The organism is Dyella sedimenti (assembly GCF_022760995.1).
GTDB classification, from domain to species: domain Bacteria; phylum Pseudomonadota; class Gammaproteobacteria; order Xanthomonadales; family Rhodanobacteraceae; genus Dyella; species Dyella sedimenti.
On sequence record NZ_JAKWJO010000006.1, the window covers coordinates 15,312 to 40,654 of the forward strand.

Consider the following 25,343-nt stretch of genomic DNA (forward strand, 5'->3'; position numbering starts at 1 on the left):
TATTCGGTTGTTACGGTAATGCATGCCCATACGTCAGCGCATGCTGCGCTGCACCGCAGGGGAATGGCGGGGTGGCATGAAGGGAAATGCCCTGTGGGAGCGCACCCCGTGCGCGACTGCGGTGTGGCCGGAGATGCCGGGTGCCGCAGTCGCGCACGGGGTGCGCTCCCACAAGGGCTGTGCCGGTCAACGCTTCATGGCGCGGGACAGGGCGTCGGCGAAGGCGCTGTTGGCCGGGGCCGGCGCGGGCTTGGGCGCACCACCGCCCGGACGCGGGCCGCGGTTGTCGCGCTGGCCGCCACGGGCGTCGTTGTTACCGGCTGGCCGGCCGGCGCGGGCCTGGCCCGGCTCGTCGTCCAGGCGCATGGACAGGCCGATGCGCTGGCGCGGCAGGTCGACCTCCATCACCTTCACCTTGACGATGTCGCCGGCCTTCACGGCGTCGCGCGGGTCCTTCACGAAGGTGTGCGACAGCGCCGAGACGTGCACCAGGCCGTCCTGGTGCACGCCGATGTCCACGAAGGCGCCGAACGCGGCCACGTTGGTCACGCGGCCTTCCAGCACCATGCCGGGGCGCAGGTCCTTCAGGTCTTCCACGCCCTCGGCGAAGCTGGGGGCGACGAAGGCCGGGCGCGGGTCGCGGCCGGGCTTCTCCAGTTCCTTGAGGATGTCGCGTACGGTCGGCAGGCCGAAGGTCTCGTCGGTGAACTGCTCGGCCTTGAGGCCGCGCAGGAAGGCGGTGTCGCCGATGATGGAGCGCACCTCGCGCCCGCACTGGGCGATGATGCGCTCGACCACCGGATAGGCTTCCGGGTGCACCGCGCTGGCATCGAGCGGGTTGTCGCCGTTGGGCACGCGCAGGAAGCCGGCGCACTGCTCGAACGCCTTGTCGCCCAGGCGCGGTACCTTGAGCAGCGCCTTGCGGTTGGCGAATGGGCCGTTGGCGTCGCGGTGCTTGACCACGTTCTCCGCCACGCTGGCGGACAGGCCCGCCACGCGCGAGAGCAGGGCGGCGGAGGCGGTGTTCACGTCCACGCCCACCGCGTTCACGCAGTCCTCGACCTTGGCATCCAGTGCGCGCGCCAGCTTCACCTGGTTGACGTCATGCTGGTACTGGCCCACGCCGATCGCCTTGGGCTCGATCTTCACCAGTTCGGCCAGCGGATCCTGCAGGCGCCGCGCGATCGACACGGCGCCGCGCAGGCTGACGTCGAGGTCGGGAAACTCCTTGGCCGCGGTCTCGGAGGCCGAGTACACCGAGGCGCCGGCCTCGCTCACCACGATCTTGGCGAGTTTCGCGTCGCCGAGCTTCTTGATCAGCTCGCCCGCGAGCTTGTCGGTCTCGCGCGAGGCGGTGCCGTTGCCGATGGCGATCAGGTCCACGCCATGCTGCTTGCACAGCTTGGCCAGCTGCACCAGCGATTCGTTCCATTGCCGGCGCGGCTCGTGCGGATAGATGGTGTCGGTGGCGAGCAGCTTGCCGGTGGGATCGACCACGGCCACCTTCACGCCGGTACGGATGCCCGGGTCCAGGCCCATCACCGTCCTGGCGCCGGCCGGCGCGGCCAGCATCAGGTCCTTGAGGTTGTCGCCGAACACGCGGATCGCCTCGTCCTCGGCGCCTTCGCGCACGCGGCCGAACAAGTCCAGCGTGAGATGCAGGTGCAACTTCACACGCCAGGTGAGACGCACCGTCTCGCGCAGCCAGGCATCGGCCGGGCGGCCGCGGTCGTGGATGCCGGCATGCGCGGCCACGCGGCCCTCGGCTTCCTGGTGGCCCTGTTCCGCATCGGCGTTGGGGGCGAGTTCCAGCTCGATCACGCCCTCGTTGCGCGCGCGCATCAGCGCGAGCAGGCGATGCGAGGGGATCTTGCCGATCGGCTCGATATGGTCGAAGTAGTCGCGGAACTTCGCGCCTTCGCTTTCCTTGCCCTCGACCACCTTGGCGCGGATCTGGCCCTTGTCCCACAGCCAGTCGCGCAGCTCGCCGAGCAGGCCGGCGTCTTCGGCGATGCTTTCCATCAGAATCGCGCGCGCGCCGTCGAGCGCGGCGCGCACGTCCGGCACGCCTTTCTCGGCATCCACGAAGGCGGCGGCGAAGGCCTCGGGCGATTGCGTGGGATCCTCGCGCAGGCCGGTGGCCAGCGGTTCGAGGCCCGCCTCGCGGGCGATCTGCGCCTTGGTGCGGCGCTTGGGCTTGTAGGGCAGGTAGAGGTCTTCCAGGCGCGCCTTGGTGTCGGCGGCGAGGATGTCGCCCTTCAGCGCATCGGTGAGCTTGCCCTGTTCCTCGATGCTGGCGAGGATCGCGCCACGGCGCTCTTCCAGCTCGCGCAGGTAGCGCAGGCGCTCTTCCAGCAGGCGCAGCTGCGTGTCGTCTAGGCCGCCGGTGGCTTCCTTGCGATAGCGCGCGATGAACGGCACGGTGGCGCCGCCGTCGAGCAGGTCCACCGCGGCGCGGACCTGGTCCGGCTTGGCGGCGATGTCCTGGGCAATACGTTGTTCGATGCTGAGCATGGGGCTGAAACGATTCCTGTGCATTCGGCGAAGCGGCGCGCGCCTGGAAGGCGGCGCCGGGCCGCTGATGATAGCAAGTCGCTCCTCGCGCTCACCGTTGCGCGGCGGGCGCCTGTTCAGGGCGTAGCGCCAGGTAGCCGGCCGCGTATGGCGGCGGGGCGATGCCGTCGCGTGGATAAGCCGCGGCGATGCGGCGGCTGCGTGGCCAATGGCGCGGATGCAACGCATGCGGGTCGTACGCGTGGGCGAACGGCAGCAGCACCAGCGCCGGGCGCGGCGACAGGCGGGGCGAGGTGAGCCGGTTGCTTGGCGGATGCCACAGGCTCATGGCCGCCAGCATCGCCACGATCACCGCCAGCGTGATCGCCGCGGCCAGCCACTGCACGGGGGCTGGCTTGCTGTCCTTCGCGGGTGGAGGCGATGCGTAGGCATCGCCGTCGTTGGCGGCGGCGATGGAAGCCATGCCGGGCGCGGTGGCGGGCATGCGCCGTACGTCGCCGATGAAGCGGTAGCCCAGGCTGTGCACGGTCGCGATGTAGCGGGGATGGTCCGGGCAATCGCCGAGCGCGTGGCGCAATTGCGAGATGGCGCGGGTGAGCACGCCCGGCGTGACGTGCCGATGACCCCAGGCGGCGTCGAGCAGCGCGTCCTTGCCGACGACTTCGCCGGCCTCTTGCAGCAGCGCCACCAGCACAGCGTAGGCCTTGGGCTCCACCGACAGTTCGATGCCCGCTCGCTCGAGGCGATGGGTACGCGGTTCGACCACGATGTCATCGCATTGGTAGATCCAGCGGCCGTCAGGTTGGGGCTGGGGCATGACCATGACCTGTTCGCAGCCCCCTGCACGGGAAGCATGCGCCACTCCGGTCGCGCGCACATCCGCCATAGGTCATAAGCGTCGCCATGCCTGCGCGCATGAAGAGCATGCACGATGGCTTTGGACGGCTCGACGTCTATTCCGCGTGGCACGCTCGGGCGATGGCGCGACACGCGCGTCTCATCGCGCGAGTGCAACGTGGCCGTGAACGGCGTGTCGGTGTGGCGTCGGCACGGACGCGCCGTCCGTGCGACGGCGCTGTCCTGGTTCGGATAATCCCTACGACCTAGCGCGGAGGTAAAGCGTCAGGCGCTGAAGGAGCCGTTGTCTCGGCTGCCCTGCTGGCGCGGGCCGGCGCTGGCCTCGGCGACGCGGCCGTTGAGCACCAGCGTGCGCGCGGCCAGGTCGTGCAGTCCCTGCCTGCGCTGCGTCCATGCCACGGCGATGTAGCAGACGAAGGGAATCAGGCCGGTAATCAGGTTGAGCAGGCGCACGACGTTGCGCCCGGCGGCGCGGCCGAGCGTGAGACCGTGGCCGTCCAGGTCGGTGACGCGCAGGCGCAGGGCGAGCTTGCCCGGCGTGCCCTGCCACTTCGACGCCTCGAACAGCGTGTAGTACAGGAAGCCGAGCACCGTCACGGCGACGTTGGCGCCGCGCGTGGCGAGGGCGTAGTCCTCCAGCGCCTTGCCCATGTCTGGATTGGACTGGAGCTGCGCCATCATGTGCTGGTAGGCAGTGAAGCCGCCGAGCGCATAGAACAGGATCAGCGAAGGCACCAGCAGCACCAGCAGGTCGATCACCCAGGCGCCGAAGCGCTGCCAGAAGCTCGCATAGTCGGGCACGGCCGGTGCGTCGATCGGCGGCGCCGACGCCGGCAGGGGCGGCACGCCTGGCTCGGCGCGGCTCCCTTCCTCGGGGAACAGGGCGGAAAGCGGCTGCCAGTCGGCCATGCCTTCATGCCAGCCCAGGTCGTCGGGGCTCACCTGGCCGCTGCGCAGCCACTGGCGCACGTCCGCTTCCTTATAGGGGCCATGCCGCTCGCCGTCGCGACCGATCCACACTTCCATACATGCATGCTCCACGAGTCGATGTCGCGCATGATGCCATGGGAGGGGTTCTTTCGGCCTTGCGTGACAGGAGTGTGGCGGCCGAACCGGGTGTCCGCCGCTGCCCCGGCGTGTTGTCCGCGTGGCCAGTGACCCTTCCCAAACCTCCCCTGCGGGTGGGGATTCCCTAGGCCGCCGTGCGCCTGAGGTGTACCAGCAGCAGCGAGATCGCCGCCGGCGTCACGCCGCTGATGCGCGAGGCCTGGCCGATGGTTTCCGGCTGCACGCGCTTGAGCGTCATCAGCACCTCGGCGGACAGCCCGCGCACCTTGTCGTAGTCGAAGTCGCCGGGAATCGCCGTACGCTCCTGGCGGCGCTGGCGCTCGATCTCCTCGCGCTGGCGCTCCAGGTAGCCGGCGTACTTGGTCTGCACTTCCACCTGGGCCGCGACCTCGGCGTCGTCCACGGCGGGGCCGATGCCCTCGACCGAGGCCAGGGCGGCGTAGTCCAGCTCCGGCCGGCGCAGCAGGTCGAGCGCGTTCGTCTCGCGGCTGAGCGTGATGCCCAGCCGGCGCTGGACGTGGGCGCCCAGCGCATTGGCGGGCGCGGCCCAGATCGCGCCCAGGCGCTGCGTCTCGCGCTCCACCGCGTCGCGCTTGGCGCGCAGGGCGTCGTAGCGCGCCTGCGGCACCACGCCGAGGCGGTGGCCGGCCTCGGTGAGGCGCAGGTCGGCGTTGTCCTCGCGCAGGTGCAGGCGGTATTCGGCCCGCGAGGTGAACATGCGGTAGGGCTCGATGGTGCCGTTGCTGGTGAGGTCGTCGATCAGCACGCCGATGTAGGCCTCGTCGCGGCGCGGGTACCAGGGCGCCTCGCCCTTCACGGCGAGTGCGGCGTTGAGGCCGGCGACCAGGCCCTGCGCGCCGGCTTCCTCGTAGCCGGTGGTGCCGTTGATCTGGCCGGCGAAGTAGAGCCCGCCGACGGCCTTGGTCTCCAGCCACGGGTGCAGGCCACGCGGGTCGAAGTAGTCGTACTCGATGGCATAGCCCGGCCGCGTGATGTGCGCGTTCCCGAAACCCTTGATCGAGCGCACCAGGGCCAGCTGCACGTCGTAGGGCAGCGAGGTGGAGATGCCGTTCGGATAGATCTCGAAGGTGTCCAGGCCTTCCGGTTCGATGAAGACCTGGTGCGAGCTCTTGTCGGCGAAGCGCACCACCTTGTCCTCGATCGAGGGGCAGTAGCGCGGGCCCACGCCCTCGATCTGGCCGCTGTAGAGCGGCGAGCGGTCCAGTGCGCCGCGGATCAGCTCGTGGGTCGCCTCGCTGGTATGGGTGATCCAGCAGCTGACCTGGCGCGGATGCTCCGCGCGCGAGCCGAGGTAGGAGAACACCGGGGCGGGATCGTCGCCGGGCTGTTCCTCCAGGCCACTGAAGTCGATGCTGCGCAGGTCGATGCGCGGCGGCGTGCCGGTCTTCAGCCGGTCGGCGGCCACCGGCAGTTCGCGCAGGCGCTGGGCCAGTGTGCTGGCCGGCGGATCGCCGGCACGGCCGCCGGCGTATTGCGCGGGACCGATATGGATCTTGCCGGCGAGGAAGGTGCCGGCGGTCAGCACCACGGCGCGGGCGCGGAAGGCCAGGCCCATCTGGGTGACCACGCCGGTGACGCGGCCGCCTTCCAGGATCAGGTCGTCCACCGCCTGCTGGAACAGTTCCAGGTTCGGCTGGGTTTCCACCATCCGGCGGATCGCGGCCTTGTACAGCGCGCGGTCGGCCTGGCAGCGGGTGGCGCGCACGGCCGGGCCCTTGGAGGCGTTCAGGGTGCGCCACTGGATGCCGGCGAGGTCCGCGGCATGGGCCATGGCGCCGCCCAGGGCGTCGATCTCCTTCACCAGGTGGCCCTTGCCGATGCCGCCGATGGCCGGGTTGCAGCTCATCTGGCCGATCGTCTCGATGTTGTGGCTGAGCAGCAGGGTGCGCGCGCCGGTGCGCGCCGAGGCGAGCGCGGCCTCGGTACCGGCATGGCCGCCGCCGACCACGATGACGTCGTAGGAACTGGGATGGAACATGTGGAATCTCGATCGCTGGACGCCGCATCCAGCCGCCGCGAGGGGGGCGGTCGGCGCACAAAACTGTCCTGCAAGCGCAGGAATGGACCAAAAACGGCGCCTATGGTAGCGCCATCCGCGCCGCCGGGCCGCTGGCATGCTTCCTGCTTCCGTTTTCACGCACTTTCCACGGGCAGAAGCGAAGCGATAACGCGCGCCGAGACCGAACGACAGGGGTTCGGTTGTGTGCCGGGAGAGGAAGCGAGACGGCGCCCCTTGGGGCGCCGTCGTTTTTTGCGGGTTGGCCGTGCCGACCCTGGATAAGATCTGGCGCCCGGCGGTCTCAGGAACAGGGGGAATCCAGGATGACCGTGTTGCCGGGCGCCAGAAACCGGGAATGAGTGTCACTGGCCGCAACGTTTTTCGCTGCGCGTCGGAGCGGATATTCACGCCTTCCGCGTGAACGTGAAGTGACTAAAACGCCGGTTTGTGCCGAGTCGCGGCACCTGCTGACGCGCAGCGTCAATCCGTGATGCCTATCCACTTTCAATGTGATGTAGATCACGTTTCTGGCATGGGCGTTGCTTCCTGATCCGTGCCAGACCAAGGGCACGCATCGAGGGACTCATGTCATGGAATTCAACTTCGATTTCCAGCCGGTTTACCCGCACCACGATCTGCTGATCGAACTGGGCAGCGTCGAGATGGCCATGGAATACCTGGAACAGCGCAGCGAGGACGAGCGCCAGGCGATGCGCCCTCGGCTGCTGTCGAGGATGAGCCGCCTGCGCGACGAGCTGCAGCGGCTCGCCGTGTGAACCAGCGGCGCCCGCGCCGGACCGTGGACGTCTAGACGTCCACTTTTTTCATCCGATGCCCCCCGAAACGGGCTTGCGCCCGGGTGCCCCGTCCGTGACGGGCCGCACTCGGGCGTTTTCTTGCGTGGATCGCGGCCTAGCCGCGCAGCATGCTCTGCACGATCTCGCCGAGGTTGCGCGACAGGCCGGATGATTCCGCCAGCGAGGCGATGGCCGCGCGCGCGGCCGCCCGGCGTACCGGTTCGAGGCGTTGCCAGCCGTTGAAGGCCGTGCCCAGCCGTGCCGACACCTGCGGATTCAGCGCATCGAGCAGGCGCAGACGTTCGGCCAGCCACTGGTAGCCGCTGCCGTCGGGGCGATGGAAGCCGTCCGGGTTGTTGCGTGCCCAGGCGCCGAACAGCGCGTTCACGCGGTTGGGGTTCTTCAGGGTGAAGGCGGGATCGTTTTCCAGCTCGCGCACGCGGTCGAGCACCACCTCGCCCGGCAGCTGGGTCTGCACCGAGAACCACTTGTCCATGGCCAGCGGGTTGTCCGCGTAGCGTTCGCGGAAATGCAGCAGCGCGGCGCGCGCCTGGGGCGCGTTGCCGCGCACCAGCACGCCGAGCGCGGCGAGGCGGTCGGTCATGCCGGGGGCGTTGTCGTATTGCAGGATGGCCAGCTGGTGCGCGCCCCAGGGATCGATCCGCGCGATCAGTTCCAGCACCCGGCGCTTGAGCCGGCGCTGCGCCTGGGCGGCGGCATCGAGCGCAAGGCTGGTATGCGCGGCCAGCGCCTCGTAGCGCTGTTGCAGCGATTCGCGGCCGATGCGCAGGGCCAGATGTTCCTGCAACTGCTGGCGCAAGGCGTGCACGTGGGAGGGATCGACCTGGCGCTCGCGCTCGGCCAGCTCGATCTCGCCGGGCGGCGTCAGCAGGTCGGCGAGCAGAGCCTCGTCCAGCGCGGTGTCGTTGAACAGGGCTTCCAGCGCATCGCACCAGGCATCCAGCGCCTCGGTGCCGACGCCGTCGCGCAGGTTGTCGTAGGCGCGTGCGGCCAGCTGCTGGCCGGCCTCCCAGCGGTTGAAGCCGTCGGCGTCGTGGCGCAGCAGCAAGGCCAGCTCGTCCGGCGCGTAGTCGCATTCCAGGATCACCGGCGCGGAGAAGCCGCGCAGCAGCGAGGGCACGGGCACGCCGGGCACGTCCTCGAACACGAAGGACTGCTCGGCGCGGTCCAGCACCACCACGCGCTCGGTGGCGCCGGCCTCCGGCGCGGCGTCGCCGGCCACGCGCAGCGGCAGGCGATGGCCCGCGCGGTCGAACAGGGCCAGCTTCACCGGAATGGGCAGCGGCCGCTTGTCCGGCTGGCCGGGCGTCGGCGCGGTGTGCTGGGCGAGGGTGAGCGTGTAGGTACGGCGCGCGGCGTCGTAGTGGCCGCGCGCGGCCAGGCGCGGCGTGCCGGCCTGGGCGTACCAGGCGAGGTAGGGCGCCAGGTCGATGCCGTTGGCCTCGCCCAGGGCGCCGAGGAAATCCTCCAGCGTGGCGGCATGGCCATCATGGCGCTCGAAGTACCGGTCCATGCCGCGGCGGAAGCCCTCGCGGCCGAGATGCCCGGCGATCATGCGCACCAGCTCCGCGCCCTTCTCGTACACGGTGGCGGTGTAGAAATTGTTGATCTCGCTGTACTGCGCGGGGCGCACCGGATGGGCCAGCGGGCCGGCGTCCTCCGGGAACTGGGCGCGGCGCAGCAGGGCCACGTCCTCGATGCGCTTGAGCGCGGGCGAGTTCATGTCGGCGGAGAACTGCTGCTCGCGGAACACGGTGAGCCCTTCCTTCAGCGACAGCTGGAACCAGTCGCGGCAGGTCACGCGGTTACCGCTCCAGTTGTGGAAGTACTCGTGCGCCACCACCGCCTCCACCGCGCGGTATTCCTCGTCGGTGCTGGAGTCGGGATCGGCGAGCAGGTACTTGGCGTTGAAGATGTTCAGGCCCTTGTTCTCCATCGCGCCCATGTTGAAGTCATGGGTGGCCACGACATGGAACACGCCGAGGTCGTATTCGCGGCCATAGGCCTGCTCGTCCCAGCGCATGGCGCGCTCGAGCGCGTCCATGGCGTAGCCGCAGCGGTCGATGGCGTCGGCCTCGGCCCAGATCACCAGCTTCACCGCGCGGCCGCTGCCCGTCACGTAGTCGCGCTCGATCTTCTGCAGGCGGCCGGCGACCAGGGCGAACAGGTAGCTGGGCTTGGGATGCGGATCGACGAAGCGGGCCCAGTGGCGGCCGCCCTCCAGCTCGCCGTGGCCGTCGGGATCGCCGCCGGCCAGCAATACCGGGAAGCGCTCGCGGTCCGCGCGCAGGGTGACCGTGTAGCTGGCCAGCACGTCGGGACGGTCGGGGAAGAAGGTGATGTGGCGGAAGCCCTCGGCCTCGCACTGGGTCAGCAGGAAGCCGCTTTCGCGCGGGCCGGACAGGTACAGGCCCTCCAGCGCGGTATTGGCCGCGGGCTTCACCCGCACGCGTGTCTCCAGCACGCTGCCGTCGCGGGCGCCATCGACTTCCAGCACGCCGTCCGCGTAGCGCCAGCGGCCTTCGGGCAGGGGCTGGCCGTCCAGCGCGATGGCGAGCAGTTCCAGGTTTTCGCCGTCCAGGCGCAGCGGCTGGTCGTCCGTGGGGGCGTGCAGGTGCAGGCGTGCGCTCACCTCGGCGGCATCGATATCCAGGTCGAAGGCCAGTTCCACCTTGGCGACACGCCAGGCCGGGGCGCGGTAGTCGTCGAGGCGGATCAGGGGGGAAGAGGCGTCGCTGCGGGTCGTCATGGGCACGGCTGGGGTGGGTGGGACCGATCAGGCTAACATGCGGGCCTTTCCAGGCAGGACAAGTCGATGGCGGAGTATCTTGCGGAACGCGGCCAGCTGGGCCGCCATGACATCGCCGTATTGACCGACACGGTCCGGGGCCGGCGCGTGCGCATCGCCCGGCGCGGCGCCACCGTGCTGAGCTTCGAGCTGCCCACCGGGCAGGGCGTACGCGACATTGCCGACGGCTACCGCGACGCCGGCGAGCTGGATAGCCGGCCCAGTTCGCGCTTCGCCATCATGGTGCCGTTCGCCAACCGCATCGCCGATGCGCGCTACCTGTTCGAGGGCGAACCCTACGACCTGCAGCCGGGCGTGGAAGGCGCCGCGCGCGCCGCCCGCCACGGCTTCGTGCGCGGCGTGGATTTCGAGCTGGCCGGGCTGTCGGCCGATGCGCACGCGGCACGCGCGGTGTTCGCCACGCAGGCCATCCGCCCCGGCGTCCATCCGGGCTATCCGTTCGCCATCGACCTCGAGATCGCCTACGCGCTCGACGCCACCGGCCTCACCCTCGAGGCGATCATGCGCAACGTGGGCGAGCAGGCCGCGCCGTGCTTCTTCGGCTGGCATCCCTATTTCCGCCTGTCGGAAACGCCCATCGACGGCTGGGAATTGCAGATTCCGGCCGACAGCGTGGTGCGCACGGACAGCGACTTCATCCCGTTGCCCGGCGACGCCGCGAAGCTGCCGCTGGCGCATGCGCCCGAGCTGGATTTCCGCCAGTGGCAGCCGATCGGTCCGCGCGAACTCAACCACGCCTTCGCCGACCTGCGCTACGACACCGATGGCCGCGCCCGCACGCGCCTGCGCGAGGCCGGCAGCGAACTCGCCATCGCCGTGTGGCAGACCGCCGGCGTGATGCTCGCGTTCACCGCCGACACCGTGACGCGCGACGTGCGACGTGCGGTGGCGCTGGAGCCGATGGAGAGCTGGGCCGATGCCTTCAACCGGCCCGATTGCGCCGAGGCCATCCGGCTCGCGCCCGGCGCCGAGCGGCGCTTCACCTGCGGCGTGGAGATCGAAGGCCCATGAGTCGCGCAGCCCTGCCTACCTTTGCGCAAGTGCGGGAGGCGGCCGCGCGCATCACGCCGTATGCGGTGGTCACGCCGGTGCTGCGCAGCGCGGCCTTGAACGCCTTGTCCGGCGCGGACCTGCATTTCAAGTGCGAGAACCTGCAACGCGGCGGCGCGTTCAAGTTCCGCGGCGCCTGCAACGCGGTGTGGTCGCTGGACGATGCGGTTGCCGCGCGCGGCGTGGTCACGCATTCCTCCGGCAACCACGGCAACGCCCTGGCGCTGGCGGCGGCCACGCGCGGCATTCCCGCGCACGTGATCGTGCCCGAGGGCGCGGTGCGCACCAAGCTGGAGGCGATCGAGCGCGCCGGCGCCATCCTGCACCGCTGCGAAGCCACGCAGGCGGCGCGCGAGGCCAAGGCCGAGGAGGTGCGCGCCGCCACCGGCGCCGAGCTGGTGCATCCCTATGCCGATACGCGCGTGATGGCCGGCCAGGGCACCGCCTCGCTGGAACTGCTGCAGCAGGCCGCCGGCCTCGACGCGGTGATCACCCCGGTCGGCGGCGGCGGCCTCAATGCAGGCACCGCCATCGCCGTGCATGGCATGGCGCCGCACATCGACGTGCACGGCGCCGAGCCCATGGGCGCCGACGATGCCGCCCGCTCGCTGGCGCTGGGCCACCGCGTGGGACCGTTCGTGCCCGACACGATCTGCGACGGCCTGCGCACGCTGATCGGCGAGAGCAACTTCGAGGCGTTGCGCATGCACCGCGTCGAGGTAGTCACGGTAAGCGACGAGGAAGTCATTGCCGCGATGAAGCTGTTGTGGAACGAACTGAAGATCGTGGTGGAAACCTCCAGCGCCACCGTGCTGGCGGCGGTGCTCAAGCGTCCGGAGCGTTACCAGGGGCGCCGCGTGGGGTTGATCCTCAGCGGTGGCAATGTGGATCTGGATGCGTTGCCGTGGTGAGGGAGATTCAGCGCTTTCGCCGAGCCGGACCCTCTCCCCAGCCCTCTCCCGGCGGGAGAGCCAAAGCGCAGCGGCGTCGCCGGTTTTAAGTCCTCAGTCCATCGCCCCCTTTTGTGGGGTGCGTCGGGACGACGAGCGTGGGAACCGAGGCGCAAGGCGGTCGCGCACAGGGTGCGCTCCCACAGTGAGTGGAGGGTGGGGGCGTCGGCCTTGTCCCGCGCGCAGCGCTGGGATAGCGTCACGAGCGGCAACCTGCGAGGGAATGGGCATGGCCATGTCGAAACCATGGAACGCACCGGTGGCCTGCATCGGCCTGGCCGCCTACGTCGGCATGCTGTTCCGCTTCCCGGTGCTGGTGCGTCTGGTGCAGGCCGGCGAAGTCTCGGTGGCGCAGTCCGCGCCCACCGTCATCGGCGCGCTGTGCCTGCTGGTGGCCAGCCTCGGCCTGCTGTTGCGGCGGCCGGCGCGCGGCTGGCTGTTCGCGGTCGCGGCGGTACTGCTCCTGCTCGGCCTGGCGTGGTTGCCGACCCTGGTGTTCTCGTTCTGGCTATGGCTGGGCGTGCTGGCGGCGGTGGCCGGCGCGGCGATCGGTTTTCTCGGCGGACGCGGCGGCAGGCCGGCCGCCTGACAAGGAGTGGTGATGGCAACCAAGGCGGCGGAAACGCGGCGCTGTTCCTGGGGCGATAGCCCTGACATGCACGATTACCACGACACCGAATGGGGCGCGCCGCTGCACGACGACCGCCTGCTGTTCGAGTTCCTGTGCCTGGAAGGCGCGCAGGCGGGGTTGTCGTGGCGCACCATCCTGCTCAAGCGCGAGCACTACCGCCGCGTGTTCCACGGTTTCGACATCGCCCGCGTGGCCGCGATGAAGGACCGCGAGCTGGAAAAGGCGCTGCTCGATCCCGGCATCGTGCGCAACCGGCTCAAGGTGTATGCCACGCGCGACAACGCGGTGGCGTCGCTCAAGGTGATCGATGAATTGGGCAGCCTGGATCGCTACCTGTGGTCCTTCGTGGACGGCAAGCCGATCCGCAACCGCTGGACCGGGCAGGGCGACGTGCCGGCGAGCACGCCCGTCTCCGACCGCATGAGCAAGGACCTAAAGAAGCGCGGCTTCCGCTTCGTCGGCACCACCATCTGCTACGCCTTCATGCAGGCCACCGGCATGGTCAACGACCATGTGGTGGATTGCTTTCGCTACAGGCAGGTCTAGGGTCGCGCACTGGGTGCGCTCCTACAGGCGTTCCTGCCAAGGAAGGGGAGGGTGGGTTTGCGGCGAGACGCGAGGCATCATGGGGCGCATCCCCGTCCCTGCCCCCATCGCCATGCCTAATCGCGCCTCCCTTGCCCCCATGCTGCTGGCGATCGCCGCGCTGCTGGTCGCCATGGTGTCCTACCAGTGCGGCGCGGCGCTGGCCAAGCACCTGTTTCCCCTGGTCGGCGCACAGGGCGCGACGGCTTACCGGCTGGGCCTGGGCGCGCTGATCCTGCTGCTGTTGCGGCGTCCCTGGCGCTCGCCGCGCGGCCGTGCCGGCCGTCGCGCGCTGTGGGGCTATGGCCTGTCGATGGGCGCGATGAACCTGATGTTCTACCTGGCGCTGCGCACCATCCCGCTCGGCATCGCGGTGGCGCTGGAATTCATCGGGCCGTTGACGCTGGCGCTGTTCAGTTCGCGCCGGGCGCTGGACGTGCTGTGGATCGCGCTGGTGGTCGCGGGACTGCTGCTGTTGTTGCCGCTGCGCGGCCGGCTGGGCGTGCTCGATCCCGTCGGCGTGGCCTATGCGCTGGGCGCCGGCGTGGGCTGGGTGCTGTATATCGTGCTGGGCCAGAAGGCGGGCGCGAGCCACGGCGGCGACGCGGTGACGCTCGGCACCTCGATCGCGGCCCTGCTGGCCATTCCCGCCGGGCTGGCGCATGCCGGCACGGCGTTGTTCTCGCCGGCGCTGTTGCCGTTCGCGCTGGGCGTGGCGGTGCTCAGCTCCGCCTTGCCCTATTCGCTGGAGATGATCGCGCTGGTGCGCATGCCGGCGCGTACCTTCAGCACCTTGCTGAGCATCGAGCCGGCCATCGCCGCCGTGGCCGGCGCGATGTTCCTGGGCGAGCGCCTGGAAACGCTGCAATGGTTGGCGATCCTGGCCATCATCGCGGCGTCGGCGGGTACTGCGCTGAGCGTGCGGCGGCCCGCGCTGGCCGAACCGCAGATCGGTTGAGCCGACGCCTCAGCGCGGCCGCCGCGAGCCGCGCAGGCTGTCGAGCGAGAAGCTGGCGATCTCGCCGCCGCCGGCCAGGCGCCGCGATTGTCCCGGCGGTGGACCCCAGGCGTGCGCGGTGACCACTTCCCAGGTGGCGGGAATGCGGCCGTCCACGCGCATCGTTTCGTAGGCGGCCAGCATGCGCCGGTAGTGCTGCTTGCCCAGCAGATGGCGCTCGCGCTCGCGGTCGGCGTTGGTGGCGCCCAGGCCCTGCAGTTCCTTCAGCAGCAGGCGCGGCTCGCTGTAGGTGAGGGTGTAGCGGTCCACGTCGAGCACGGGGTCGCGCAGGCCCGCGTTGATCATCGCGTCGCCCAGGTCGTGCATGTCCAGGAAGCGGCTGACGTGCGGCCGCTGGTCGGCCTCGGCCCAGGCGGCGCGCAGTTCCTTCAGTGTGTCGGGACCGAAGGTGGAAAACACCAGCAGGCCGCCGGGCCGGAGCACGCGCACGCATTCGCCGAACAGCGCGGGCAGGTCGTCGATCCACTGGAAGCACAGGTTGGAATGCAGCACGTCCACGCTGTGGTCGGGCAGCGGCAGCGTGGTGGCCTCGGCGCACACGCGCTGGAACGGCTTCAGCCAGCCGGCGTGTTTCCTGGCCGCGCGCAGCATCGGCAGGGCCAGATCCATCGCCAGCAGCTGCGCCTTCGGGTAGCGCTTGCGCAGCAGGGCGGTGCCGCGGCCGGTGCCGGCGCCGACGTCGATCACGCGTTCGGGCGTTTCCAGGTAGAAGCCCAGGCGGTCGAGCAGCAGGCCCTGCACCTCGCGCTGCAGGGCGTCGTGCTGCTCGTAGGTGGCGGCGGCGCGGCCGAAGTTGCGGCGCACCTGGCGCCGGTCGAAGTGCGAGGAGGTCATGCGAAGCTGTCCAGCAGCGGCGCGAGCGCGGCCGCCACGTCGTTGGCGTAGCCGAAGAACGGCGCGTGGCCCGCGTGGGCGATTTCCACGTAGCGGCCGCGCGCCTGTCCGGCGGACCACGCCATCGCCGGCGGCGGCACCAGGCGGTCGCGGTGGCCGGCGATCCAGGCACTGGGCACGGCGAGCGAGGCGAGGTCGGCGCGGCGGTCGGTGGTTTCCAGGATGCGGATGCCTTCCTGCAGCACGCGCAGGTCCGGCTCGCCACGGGTGAACATCAGGCTGCGCAGGTGGCGCAGTTCGGCGCGCGGGTCGGGGCTGCCCATCGCCTCCAGCGCGATGAAGCGTTCCAGCGTGGCGTGGTAGCCGGTTTCCAGGTCGTCGGCGAGTTGGCGCACCAGCTTCGGATCGCTGCCGTAGGGCCAATCCTCGTCGCGCGAGAATTTGGGCGTGCCGCAGATCACGCCCAGCCCGCGCGCGTGGTGCGGGTGTTCCAGCGCGGCGGTCATGGCGACCAGGCCGCCCAGCGACCAGCCGATCCAGATCGCCGGCGGCGTGCGCTCGGCGATGGCCTGCGCGCAGGCCGAGGGTTCCAGCGGCAACGTGCTGTCGCGTGAGTAGCCGTGGCCCGGCAGGTCGACCAGATGCACCAGGCAGCGCTCGGCCAGTGCCTCGCACAGCGGCTCCATCATGCCGCCATGCATGGCCCAGCCGTGCAGGATCACCACGGGGATCTCGCCACGGCCGTGGACTTCGATATGCAGGCTCACCGTACCGTTTCCCCGCTGGGGAGCGGTGCGGCGGGCGCGAGTTGCGTGTCCAGCGCGCCGCGCTGGTCGAACACGAAGCACTCGCCGCGCCAGTGCGCGCCATCGGTGTCCTCGAAGTATTTCAGGATGCCGCCTTCCAGCTGGTACACGCGCTCGATGCCGAGGTCCTGCATGTGCAAGGCGGCCTTCTCGCAGCGGATGCCGCCCGTGCAGTACGACACCACGGTCTTGCCTTCGTAGCGTGCGCAGTCGGCGGCGATGGCGGCGGGAAAGCCGGTGAAGCTGGCGAGGCGGTAGTCCACCGCATGCTCGAACCGGCCGACGTCGGTCTCGTAGTCGTTGCGCGTATCCAGCAGCACGATCTCACGGCCTTCGTCGTCGCGGCCCTGGGCCAGCCAGCGGTGCAGCGTGCGCGGCGCCACCGAGGGCGCGCGGGCGCCTTCCGGGCGGATCGCCGGCATCCGCATGGTGATGATCTCCTTCTTCAGGCGCACGCGCAGGCGCCCGAACGGCACCGCGTCGGACACCGATACCTTCGGCTCCAGCCCGGCGAAGCGCGGGTCCTCGCGCAGCCAGTCCATGAAGGCGTCGACGGGTTCGCGCGGGCCGGCCAGGAACAGGTTGATGCCCTCGGGCGCGAGCAGGATGGTGCCCTTGAGCGCCAGCGTCTCGCAGCGTTCGCGGATGCGCTCGCGTAGCGCCGGCAGGTCGTCCAGGCCGACGAAGCGGTAGGCGGAAAGGTTGATGATGGACATGGCGGGAGGGATACGGCGGGCCGCCATTATACGGGGCGCCCCGCCAGGCTCCGGGACAGCGCCTCCAGCAGGCGGTCCACGTCGGCCTCCTCATGGATCGCCGATAGCGTGATGCGCAGCCGCGCCTTGCCTTGCGGCACCGTGGGCGGGCGGATCGCGGTGACCAGGAAGCCCTGCCGTTCCAGCGCGCCGGCGGCGTCCAGCGCGGCCTGCGTGTCGCCCAGCAGCAGGGGCTGGATGGCGGTGGGCGAGGGCATCAGCGGCAGGCCGAGCTGGGCCGCGCCGTGGCGGAAGCGGTCGATCAGGATCCGCAGCCGGTCGCGGCGCCAGCCTTCCGCCTGCGCCAGCCGCACCGCCGCCAGCGTGGCGGCGGCCAGCGCGGGCGGCATGGCGGTCGTATAGATGTAGGTGCGGGCCGATTGCACCAGCCCGTCGACCAGTTCGGCGGAGCCGGCCACGAAGGCGCCGCAGCCACCCAGCGCCTTGCCCAGCGTGGCCATCAGCACGGGCACCTCGTCCTGGCCCAGGCCCGCCGCCGCCACGCTGCCTTCGCCGCGCGCGCCCAGCACGCCCAGGCCGTGGGCGTCGTCTACCATCAGGGCGGCGCCTTCGCGCCGGCACAGCGCGGACAGTTCATGCAGCGGCGCGATATCGCCATCCATGCTGAACACGCCATCGGTGGCGAGCAGCGCGGCGGCTTCGCCAACGAACTGGCGCGCCGCGCCCTCGACGTCGGCATGCGGGTAGCGCCTGAGCGTGGCGCCGGCCAGTTGCGCGCCGTCGAGCAGGCAGGCGTGGTTGAGCTTGTCCTGCACACACAGGTCGCCTCGCCGCAGCAGCGCCTGCATCGTGCCGAGGTTGGCCATGTAGCCGGTGGAGAACAGCAGGGCGCGCTCGCGGCCGGTCCACTCGGCCAGCGCCTCCTCCAGCACGGCATGCGCGGCGCGATGGCCGGCGATGAGGTGCGCCGAGCCGCTGCCGACGCCATCCTCGTCAGCGGCGCGCTTGAGCGCGGCGACCAGCGCGGGATGCTGGGCCAGGCCCAGGTAGTCGTTGCTGCAGAAGGACAGCAGACGGCGTCCCTCGCGCTCGATCCACACGCCGTCGGCGCGCTCGATCGCATGTAGCTGTCGCCGCAGCCCGGCCTGCGCGCGCTGTTGCGTGTGCGAGGCGAGGCGGGCGAGCAGGTCGGGACGCGGGGTCATGGGGCGACGGCTTGTCTGTGGGAGCGCACCCTGTGCGCGACGGCGGGCGAAGCGGGGCGCCCTCGCCGCAAGTCGCGCACAGGGTGCGCTCCCACATGGGCGTATGGCGGCGTCAGGCGGCGCAGTGCTGCAGGATGTCCGCGTGCACCGTGCCGGAGGTTTCCACTACCTCCAGCGGGTGCAGGTCCAGGCGCCGGAACAGCTGGCGGTCGTGCTCGACGTCGGGGTTGCCGGTGGTCAGCAGCTTCTCGCCGTAGAAGATTGAATTGGCGCCGGCGAAGAAGCACAGCGCCTGCACCGCGTCGTCCATCTGCTGGCGGCCGGCGGAGAGGCGCACCATCGAGGTGGGCATCAGCAGGCGGGCGACGGCGATGGTGCGCACGAACTCGAACGGGTCCAGCGCCTCGGTGCCGCTGAGCGGCGTGCCTTCCACCTGCACCAGTTGGTTGATCGGCACCGACTCGGGATGCTCGGGCAGGTTGGCCAGGGTCTGCAGCAGGCCGGCGCGCTGCTCGCGCGTCTCGCCCATGCCCACGATGCCGCCGCAGCAGGTCTTGAGGCCCGCCTCGCGCACGTGGTCCAGCGTGTCCAGGCGGTCCTGGTACTGGCGGGTATGGATGATCTCGCCGTAGAACTCCGGCGCGGTGTCCAGGTTGTGGTTGTAGTAGTCCAGGCCCGCCTGCTTGAGGGTGGCGGCCTGGTCGCCGTCGAGCATGCCCAGGGTGGCGCAGGTCTCCAGGCCCAGGCCCTTCACCGCGGCCACGATCTCGGCCACCTTCGCCACGTCGCGGTCCTTCGGGCTGCGCCAGGCGGCGCCCATGCAGAAGCGCGAGGCGCCGGCGTCCTTGGCCGCCTGGGCACGGGCCACCACGGCCTCCACGCTCATCAGCTTCTGCGCCTGCACGCCGGTGTCGTAGCGTGCGGCCTGCGGGCAGTAGGCGCAGTCCTCCGGGCAGCCGCCGGTCTTGATGGAGAGCAGGGTGGACACCTGCACCGCGTTGGGATCGTGGTGCTCGCGGTGCACCGAGTGCGCGCGATGCAGCAACTCGTTGAACGGCAGGGCGAACAACGCGGCGACTTCGGCGCGGGTCCAGTCGTGGCGGATCGATGCGGCCATGGCGTCGGCTCTTGGTATGGGGAAACGCGACAGTGTGGCAGCGCCCTTCTTCTTGTCAACTTGACCATTTGTATTAGGGTTGACGATGCGCTGTCGTATGGCTGCCGCTACCATCAGGCTATCCACGCCTCGGGAGGCTCTTGGCATGAGTGCAGGACAGGAGGGCATCGGCCGGGTGCCCGCAGCGATCGGCAGTCTGCTCGTCCCCGGACTGGGACAGCTGCTGCAGCGCCGTCCTTGGATCGCGCTGGTGATGATCGCCCTGGCCGGCGTGCTGTGGATCATCCGCATGGGCTGGATCATCCATTTGTGGTCCTGCCTCGACGCGGCGATCTACAAGCGGCCGGAATAGGCGGGAGTCCCGGGCGCATGGAGGCGCGGAACGGCTTGCGGGCGATTGCCGGGACATGGCGGCGCTTCCTGCTGCCGCCGCGCTGCCTGCTGTGCGGGTCGCCCGGCGACGAGGGGCTGGACCTGTGCCGCGATTGCGCCGCCGAGTGGCCGCGCAACCGCTGCTGCTGTGCCCGCTGCGCGCTGCCGCTGCCCCAGCCGGCCACCTTGTGCGGCCAGTGCCTGCGCAGGCCCCCGCCATGGGAGGCGGCGTGGGTGCCGTTCCGCTACGGCTGGCCGCTGGACCGGCTGGAATCGCGCTTCAAGTTCGGCTCGGACCTGGCCGCGGGACGGGTGCTGGCCGAGTGCTGGCTGCGCGAACCCCCGCCGCCCGGTTTGCCGCAGCTGGTGGTGCCGGTGCCGCTGCACCGCTCGCGCCTGCGCCAGCGCGGCTACAACCAAGCGCTGGAACTGGCCCGGCCATTGGCGCGCCGCTGGCAGGTGCCGCTGCGCCACGACCTGCTCCTGCGCGCCCGTGCGACCGCCGCGCAGACCGAGCTGGGCGCCATCGAGCGCCGCCGCAATGTGCGCGGCGCCTTCCTCGCCCGTGCCGGGTTCTCCTGGCCGGCCCACGTGGCGCTGCTGGACGACGTGATGACCACCGGGGCCACCCTGGCCGAGGCCGCACGCATCCTGCGGCGCGCGGGCGTGCGGCGCATCGATGTGTGGGCGCTGGCGCGCGCGCCGCAGGCGGGCGCCTAGGCTCAGCGCAGCGTCTTGACCAGTTCCGACAGGCCATTCCAGAACAACTGCACGCCGATGCAGAAGATCACGAAGGCGAACAGCCGCATGGTGATCTTGGTGCCGATGTTGCCCAGCAGCCGTTCCAGGTCCCCGGCGAAGCGCACGCAGACGTAGATGCTGGCGCAGAGCACCACCAGCGCGGCGCCGACACCGGCGAAGTGTCCCGCCGAGAGTCCCTCGCTGGGCGAGCCCGTGCCCAGGGCGATCGCCACCGCGATCGAGCCCGGCCCCACCGTGAGTGGCAGGGTCAGCGGGTAGAACGCCTTGGCGGCGAGGGAGCCCGGGCGCGGGCGCGCCTTCAGTTCCGCCCGCTCGTCGTCCTCGTCGTCCTCGTCGGGCTTTTGCAGCAGGTTCCAGCCGGCCATGCCGATGATGAGCCCGCCGGCCACGCGCAGCACGGGAATGGAAATGCCGAAGAAGGACAGCACGTAGGCGCCGACCAGCAGCGAGCCGAGCAGGATGGCGAAGCTATTGATGGTGATGCGCCAGGCCAGGTCCGAACGGTCCGCCGCGGTGCAGTTGGGCAGCATGCTGAGCACGATCATCGCCGAGGCCGGCGGATTGATGATGGGGAACAGGCCGGTGACCAGCAGCAGGGTGGTCTGGGTGAAGTCCTTGAGCATGGCGCGTGGCTCTCCGGTATCCAGCGGGGTGGCTGCGGGTGGCGCTGCAACGCCATCGCAGCATAGCCGGGAAGGACGGACAAGCTTGCCGTTCGGTAGGGGGGCGCCTGGACCGGCGTTCAGGCGTGCGGCGCGTCGTCCGGCAGCTCCTCGCCGGAGCCGTGGCAGGTACGGGCCGGCTCGCCGGCCAGGGTGAAGGTGGCATCCTTCAGGCCCTTGCCCCAGAACTCGTTGCCCTGGCCGTCCGCGTAGCGGGCCCCGGAGGCGGACATGGCCTGCGGCAGCACCAGGGTCTTGCCGGCATAGCTGAGCGTCACCTGGCTCAGGGTGAAGCGGCCGGTGACCGCGAGGTCGCCGCACTGGTAGGCGTAGACATGCGTGGCCTGCGCGGCGACACCCGGGGCGGCGGGGGCGGAAGTGGCCGCGGCGGGCTTGTCCGTGCTGGGGGCGCTGGCGGCCGCGCGTTCCGCCGCCTCGTGGTCGGACGACTGGCAGCCCGCGAGCGCCAGCAGGCACCAGGCCGTCCAGGCGTGGTGATCGGTTCGCATCGTTTCCTCCTCGCGGGACGGGCTCCTAGCATCCTGCGTCGCGGGTGGCCTGGGCGTGAACAGTCCAGCCGCGCCGCCACGTCATCGCTCTTGTCACGGTGCCAGGCGTACCCTGGGGCGCCTTCGCGGCACGTCCGCTGCGGCGAATCTTTCCATCACTCCCAACGAGGTGCGCCATGCTCGACTGGCCCGAATACCGCAAGGAACTGATCGGCCGCATCGGCGAGATCGGCAAGCTCAGCCCCGATACCGTGGGCGGCTACCAGACACTGTCGAACGCCGGCAAGAAGACCGGCCACCTGGACGCCAAGACGCGCGAGCTGATCGCGCTGGCGGTGGCGGTCACCACGCGCTGCGACGGCTGCATCACCGTGCATACCGCCGAGGCGCTCAAGCACGGCGCCAGCCACGAGGAGATCGCCGAGGCGCTGGGCGTGGCGGTGGCGCTCAACGCCGGCGCGGCCCTGGTCTATTCGGCCAGGGTGATGGATGCGGTCGGTGCCTACGAGGCCGGCAAGTAGCGGCCATCCGATAGCGGCGCTCAGCGGGTATCGTCGCGAGCGCGTGCCTCGTCGGCGCGCGCCCGCAGCAGTTCGCGCTCGCGCGTGTTGCGGGTCAGCGCGGCGGCGCGCTCGAACTCCGCGCAGGCCTCACCGTGGCGGCCGAGCTTGCCCAGCAGGTCGCCGCGCACGCTGGGCAGCAGGTGATAGTGGCGCAGCAGCGGTTCGTCGCGCAGCGCATCGACCAGCGCCAGCCCAGCCGCCGGCCCGAACGCCTGTGCATGCGCCACCGCACGATTGAGCGCGACCACCGGGGAAGGCATGCGTTCGGACAGCGTGTCGTACAGCGCGGCGATGCGCGACCAGTCGGTGTCCGCCGCCGTGCGTGCGCGGGCGTGGCAGGCGGCGATCGCGGCCTGCAGCACGTAGCGGCCCTGCGCGCCGCCCAAGGCTTCCGCGCGCTGCAAGGCGGCCAGGCCCCGCTGGATCGACAGGGTGTCCCAGCGTGCGCGGTCCTGCTCGCCGAGCAGGATCGGCTCGCCCCGCGGTCCCGTGCGGGCGGCCAGGCGCGAGGCCTGGATCTCCATCAGCGCCAGCAGCCCGAGCACCTCCGGCTCGGCCGGCGCCAGCCCGGCCAGCACGCGGCCCAGGCGCAGCGCCTCTTCGCACAGCGCCGGACGCGTCCAGTCCTCCCCCGCGGTGGCCGCGTAGCCTTCGTTGAAGATCAGGTACACCACCTCCAGCACCGAGCCGAGCCGCACGCCCAGCTCCTCGCCGCGCGGCACCTCGAACGGCACCTTGGCCTCGCTGAGCGTGCGCTTGGCGCGCACGATGCGCTGCGCCACCGTGGGCTCGGGCACCAGGAAAGCGCGGGCGATCTCCGCCGTGGTGAGCCCGCCGAGCAGGCGCAGGGTCAGCGCCACCCGCGCCTCGGTGGAAAGCACCGGGTGGCAGGCGGTGAACACCAGGCCCAGCAGGTCGTCGCCGATGGGATCGTCCAGCATGGTTTCCGCGTCCCCCGCGCTCAGTTCGAGCTGCGCTTCGATCTCGTGCGCCAGCTCGTCCTCCTTGCGGCGGTGCAGCGCATGGCGGCGCAGCTGGTCGATCGCGCGGTGCCTGGCCGTGGTCATCAGCCAGGCGCCGGGATTGCGCGGCACGCCCGTCGTGGGCCATTGCTCCAGCGCCGCCACCAAGGCGTCCTGCGCCAGTTCCTCGGCCTGGCCCACGTCGCGCATGAGACGGGCCAGGCCGGCGATCAGCCGCGGCGATTCAATGCGCCAGACCGCCTCGATGGTGCGGTGGATGTCGGTGGCCGTCATGACCGCCGATCACAGCACCGCGCCCTGTGCGGCGCAACCCCGTACGGCATCACCGCCGCGGAGGCGACATCACCATCCAGTGCACGCCGAAGCGGTCGCGCAGCATGCCGAAGCGGGAGGCGAAGAAGGTCCTGGCGAGCGGCATGGCAACGTCGCCGCCGCCTTCCAGCAGCGCATGGAACGAGCGTTCGGCCTCGTCATCGTCCCTGGTGTCGACCACCAGCGAGAAGCCACGGAAATCCGGCTTGCCCCCGCATTCGCCGTCGGACGCGTTGACCAGCGAGTCGCCGACCCTCATCGACGCATGCATGATCTTCTCGCCGCCCGGCGACGATGCGCCGGATGGCGGTTCGGGGCTATCCTTGAAGCGGACCAGGTTCTGCACCTGCGCGCCGATGGCCTTGCTGTAGAAGGCGAGCGCCTCCTCGCAGCGGCCGTCGAAGAACAGATAGGGCTGGATCTGCATGAGCGCTTCCTCCAGGTTCAGGACTGGCGGGCAAGCTGCTCGCGCAGCTGTGCCTCGCGTTCGCCGAGCGCGAGCGCCGCGGCAAAATCCTCCGCCTCGAAGATGCGGCGGATCTCCACTTCCGACACGCCGTCCTCGAACGGGTTCGGCGCGCGCTTGAGCCATTCCGCCGCCTCTTCCAGCGATGCGCACTGCAGCAGCCAGAAGCCGGCGATCAACTCCTTGGTTTCGGCGAACGGCCCGTCGAGCACGCTGCGCCGGTCGCCCTCGTAGCGAATGCGTGCGCCGCGCACGCTGGGATGCAGGCCCTCGCCGGCCAGCAGCACGCCGGCCCTGGCCAGCTCCTCGTTAAAACGGCCCATCTCCGTCAGCAGCTTCTTGCTCGGCATCTCGCCGGCTTCGGAGGCGCGGGTCGCGCGTACCATGGCTATGAATCGCATTGTCGTCGCTCCTATGGGTGGCCGCCGCCACGGTGCGGCGTTCATACCTACGACGAACGGTATGGATCGGGATCGACAGGGCTGGGAGGGAATTTTCCATGCCGCGTGGAAACGATGTGGGAGCGCACCCTGTGCGCGACTGCAGCCTGCACGGGCATCGCTCCGCAAGGTCGTCGCCGCACAGGGTGCCCTCCCACAAAGGCTGTTAGCGCACCGCCAGCGCCAGCACGATGCCGATCCACAGCGCCATGCCCAGCCAGTTGTTGTTGCGGAAGGCCCACAGGCAGGCGGCGGGCTGACGGTCGCGGATGCGCCACAGCTGCCAGCCGAACAATCCCGCCGCCACCAGCAGGCCCAGCCAGTACGGCCAGCCCAGCGCGGCGCGCTGGCCCACGAACAGCATGGCCAGCAGGAAGGTGGCCATCAGCAGGCCGAGGATCGGCAGGTCCGCGTCGCCGAACAGGATGGCGGTGGACTTGGCGCCGGCCTTGAGGTCGTCCTCGCGGTCCACCATCGCGTACTGGGTGTCGTAGATCACCGACCACAGGATATTGGCGATGAACAGCAGCCAGCCCAGAGGCGGTACGGTGTTGGACACGGCGGCGAACGCCATCGGGATCGACCAGCCGAACGCCGCGCCCAGCACCACCTGGGGCAGGTGGGTGTAGCGCTTGGTGAACGGATAGAGCGCGGCCAGCGCCGCGCCGGCGAAGGACAGTTCCACGGTGAGCCGGTTGGTGAACAGCACCAGCACGAAGGAGAACACCAGCAGGCCGGCGAACAAAAGCAGCGCCTCGCGCGGCGTCACGCGTCCCGCCGCGATCGGCCGTCCCGCCGTGCGCGCCACCTGCGGATCGAGCTTGCGGTCGGCGAAATCGTTGATGGCGCAGCCGGCCGCGCGCATGGAGAACACGCCCAGCGTGAAGATCGCCAGCAGCTTTACCGGCGGGAAATCCGCCGCCGCCAGCCACAGCGCCCACCAGGTCGGCCACAGCAGCAGCAGGGCGCCGATCGGGCGGTCCATGCGGGTCAGCACCAGGTAGTCGCGGGCCTTGGCGCGGTAGGGCGCGGGCAGCTTTCCCAGCAGCCAGTCGAGCACGCGGGTGGCGCGGCTGGAACTATCGGCGGGCTGCGCGCCGGACGGCTTGGCCGCCACGGCCGGGCGCGGTCGCGGCGTGTTGGTGGTCGGCAGCTTGCGCCGCTGGCGCTTGCGGGAGGTGGGAGCCATCCGCCCAGTTTAGCGTGGGCCGGTGACAGTGGTGGCGTGACGCGGGGCCGGTTTGTCCCGCACGAGCTGTCGCGGCGCGGTTCTAC

The 25,343-nt window shown here is 70.5% G+C and carries 25 protein-coding genes; 9 read left to right on the top strand and 16 right to left on the bottom strand.

The features are described from left to right. Positions 1-186 precede the first annotated feature (186 nt). The 4 genes from MJ605_RS13220 to mnmG all read right to left on the bottom strand — a co-directional run bounded on the left by MJ605_RS13220 (position 187) and on the right by mnmG (position 6,439). Positions 187-2,514 carry a Tex family protein gene (locus MJ605_RS13220; protein WP_243042005.1) on the bottom strand — a complete coding sequence of 776 codons (2,328 nt, stop codon included), beginning with the start codon at positions 2,512-2,514 and terminating at the stop codon, positions 187-189. A gap of 91 nt (positions 2,515-2,605) precedes the next feature. Next, positions 2,606-3,331: a winged helix-turn-helix domain-containing protein gene (locus tag MJ605_RS13225; RefSeq protein ID WP_243042006.1), complete on the bottom strand. Its 726-nt coding sequence runs from the start codon at positions 3,329-3,331 to the stop codon at positions 2,606-2,608. Between the two features lie 305 nt (positions 3,332-3,636). Further along, entirely contained in the window at positions 3,637-4,398 is a 762-nt protein-coding gene (locus MJ605_RS13230) for an RDD family protein (protein WP_243042007.1), read from the bottom strand. Positions 4,399-4,564: 166 nt separating this feature from the next. Continuing rightward, entirely contained in the window at positions 4,565-6,439 is a 1,875-nt protein-coding gene (mnmG, locus tag MJ605_RS13235) for a tRNA uridine-5-carboxymethylaminomethyl(34) synthesis enzyme MnmG (RefSeq protein WP_243042008.1), read from the bottom strand. A 611-nt stretch (positions 6,440-7,050) separates the two neighbouring features. On the opposite strand from mnmG, the gene MJ605_RS13240 reads away from it, so the two are divergent. After that, positions 7,051-7,236: a hypothetical protein gene (locus MJ605_RS13240; protein WP_243042009.1), complete on the top strand. Its 186-nt coding sequence runs from the start codon at positions 7,051-7,053 to the stop codon at positions 7,234-7,236. A 136-nt stretch (positions 7,237-7,372) separates the two neighbouring features. Here the strand turns inward: MJ605_RS13240 and pepN are convergent, their stop codons facing one another. Further along, positions 7,373-10,027 (bottom strand): aminopeptidase N, encoded by a 2,655-nt coding sequence (gene pepN, locus MJ605_RS13245; protein ID WP_243042010.1) that lies wholly within the window; start codon positions 10,025-10,027, stop codon positions 7,373-7,375. Positions 10,028-10,093: 66 nt separating this feature from the next. On the opposite strand from pepN, the gene MJ605_RS13250 reads away from it, so the two are divergent. From MJ605_RS13250 to rhtA, 5 genes are all read left to right on the top strand, one after another. Then, positions 10,094-11,098 (top strand): aldose 1-epimerase, encoded by a 1,005-nt coding sequence (locus MJ605_RS13250; protein WP_243042011.1) that lies wholly within the window; start codon positions 10,094-10,096, stop codon positions 11,096-11,098. Then, complete coding sequence (locus MJ605_RS13255; protein ID WP_243042012.1) at positions 11,095-12,048, top strand: pyridoxal-phosphate dependent enzyme; 954 nt, start codon at positions 11,095-11,097, stop codon at positions 12,046-12,048. Before MJ605_RS13250 ends, MJ605_RS13255 begins: the two co-directional genes overlap by 4 nt. Positions 12,049-12,322: 274 nt before the next feature. Beyond that, positions 12,323-12,676, top strand: a complete 354-nt coding sequence (locus MJ605_RS13260) for a hypothetical protein (protein ID WP_243042013.1) — start codon at positions 12,323-12,325, stop codon at positions 12,674-12,676. A gap of 12 nt (positions 12,677-12,688) precedes the next feature. Then, on the top strand, positions 12,689-13,264 hold the full coding sequence (locus MJ605_RS13265) for a DNA-3-methyladenine glycosylase I (protein ID WP_243042014.1): 576 nt from the start codon (positions 12,689-12,691) through the stop codon (positions 13,262-13,264). Between the two features lie 112 nt (positions 13,265-13,376). Continuing rightward, complete coding sequence (gene rhtA, locus MJ605_RS13270; protein ID WP_243042246.1) at positions 13,377-14,261, top strand: threonine/homoserine exporter RhtA; 885 nt, start codon at positions 13,377-13,379, stop codon at positions 14,259-14,261. 9 nt (positions 14,262-14,270) lie between these two features. On the opposite strand, the gene bioC is transcribed toward rhtA, so the two are convergent. From bioC to bioB, 5 genes are all read right to left on the bottom strand, one after another. After that, on the bottom strand, positions 14,271-15,155 hold the full coding sequence (gene bioC / locus MJ605_RS13275) for a malonyl-ACP O-methyltransferase BioC (RefSeq protein ID WP_243042015.1): 885 nt from the start codon (positions 15,153-15,155) through the stop codon (positions 14,271-14,273). Beyond that, a complete protein-coding gene (gene bioH / locus MJ605_RS13280; protein WP_243042016.1) occupies positions 15,152-15,922 on the bottom strand; it encodes a pimeloyl-ACP methyl ester esterase BioH in 771 nt (256 codons plus the stop codon). The genes bioC and bioH overlap by 4 nt, the downstream gene beginning before the upstream one ends. After that, positions 15,919-16,677, bottom strand: a complete 759-nt coding sequence (locus tag MJ605_RS13285) for a sulfurtransferase (protein ID WP_243042017.1) — start codon at positions 16,675-16,677, stop codon at positions 15,919-15,921. The genes bioH and MJ605_RS13285 overlap by 4 nt, the downstream gene beginning before the upstream one ends. Before the next feature lie 26 nt (positions 16,678-16,703). Continuing rightward, positions 16,704-17,882, bottom strand: a complete 1,179-nt coding sequence (gene bioF, locus MJ605_RS13290) for an 8-amino-7-oxononanoate synthase (RefSeq protein ID WP_243042018.1) — start codon at positions 17,880-17,882, stop codon at positions 16,704-16,706. Between the two features lie 112 nt (positions 17,883-17,994). After that, a complete protein-coding gene (gene bioB / locus MJ605_RS13295; RefSeq protein WP_243042019.1) occupies positions 17,995-18,999 on the bottom strand; it encodes a biotin synthase BioB in 1,005 nt (334 codons plus the stop codon). A 145-nt stretch (positions 19,000-19,144) separates the two neighbouring features. On the opposite strand from bioB, the gene MJ605_RS13300 reads away from it, so the two are divergent. Beyond that, positions 19,145-19,351 (top strand): hypothetical protein, encoded by a 207-nt coding sequence (locus tag MJ605_RS13300; protein WP_243042020.1) that lies wholly within the window; start codon positions 19,145-19,147, stop codon positions 19,349-19,351. Between the two features lie 17 nt (positions 19,352-19,368). Further along, positions 19,369-20,091, top strand: a complete 723-nt coding sequence (locus tag MJ605_RS13305) for a ComF family protein (protein WP_243042021.1) — start codon at positions 19,369-19,371, stop codon at positions 20,089-20,091. 2 nt (positions 20,092-20,093) lie between these two features. On the opposite strand, the gene MJ605_RS13310 is transcribed toward MJ605_RS13305, so the two are convergent. Then, positions 20,094-20,756: a MarC family protein gene (locus tag MJ605_RS13310; RefSeq protein ID WP_243042022.1), complete on the bottom strand. Its 663-nt coding sequence runs from the start codon at positions 20,754-20,756 to the stop codon at positions 20,094-20,096. A 119-nt stretch (positions 20,757-20,875) separates the two neighbouring features. Beyond that, positions 20,876-21,304: an MliC family protein gene (locus MJ605_RS13315; protein ID WP_243042023.1), complete on the bottom strand. Its 429-nt coding sequence runs from the start codon at positions 21,302-21,304 to the stop codon at positions 20,876-20,878. A 176-nt stretch (positions 21,305-21,480) separates the two neighbouring features. On the opposite strand from MJ605_RS13315, the gene MJ605_RS13320 reads away from it, so the two are divergent. Beyond that, positions 21,481-21,825, top strand: a complete 345-nt coding sequence (locus MJ605_RS13320) for a carboxymuconolactone decarboxylase family protein (protein WP_243042024.1) — start codon at positions 21,481-21,483, stop codon at positions 21,823-21,825. 20 nt (positions 21,826-21,845) lie between these two features. On the opposite strand, the gene MJ605_RS13325 is transcribed toward MJ605_RS13320, so the two are convergent. The 4 genes from MJ605_RS13325 to ubiA all read right to left on the bottom strand — a co-directional run bounded on the left by MJ605_RS13325 (position 21,846) and on the right by ubiA (position 25,257). After that, positions 21,846-23,123, bottom strand: coding sequence for an RNA polymerase sigma factor (locus tag MJ605_RS13325; RefSeq protein ID WP_243042025.1), 1,278 nt, complete (start codon positions 23,121-23,123; stop codon positions 21,846-21,848). 49 nt (positions 23,124-23,172) lie between these two features. Beyond that, positions 23,173-23,589: a VOC family protein gene (locus MJ605_RS13330; RefSeq protein ID WP_243042026.1), complete on the bottom strand. Its 417-nt coding sequence runs from the start codon at positions 23,587-23,589 to the stop codon at positions 23,173-23,175. Between the two features lie 17 nt (positions 23,590-23,606). After that, positions 23,607-24,029: a YciI family protein gene (locus tag MJ605_RS13335; protein ID WP_243042027.1), complete on the bottom strand. Its 423-nt coding sequence runs from the start codon at positions 24,027-24,029 to the stop codon at positions 23,607-23,609. Positions 24,030-24,234: 205 nt separating this feature from the next. After that, entirely contained in the window at positions 24,235-25,257 is a 1,023-nt protein-coding gene (gene ubiA / locus MJ605_RS13340) for a 4-hydroxybenzoate octaprenyltransferase (protein ID WP_243042028.1), read from the bottom strand. Positions 25,258-25,343: the final 86 nt, after the last annotated feature.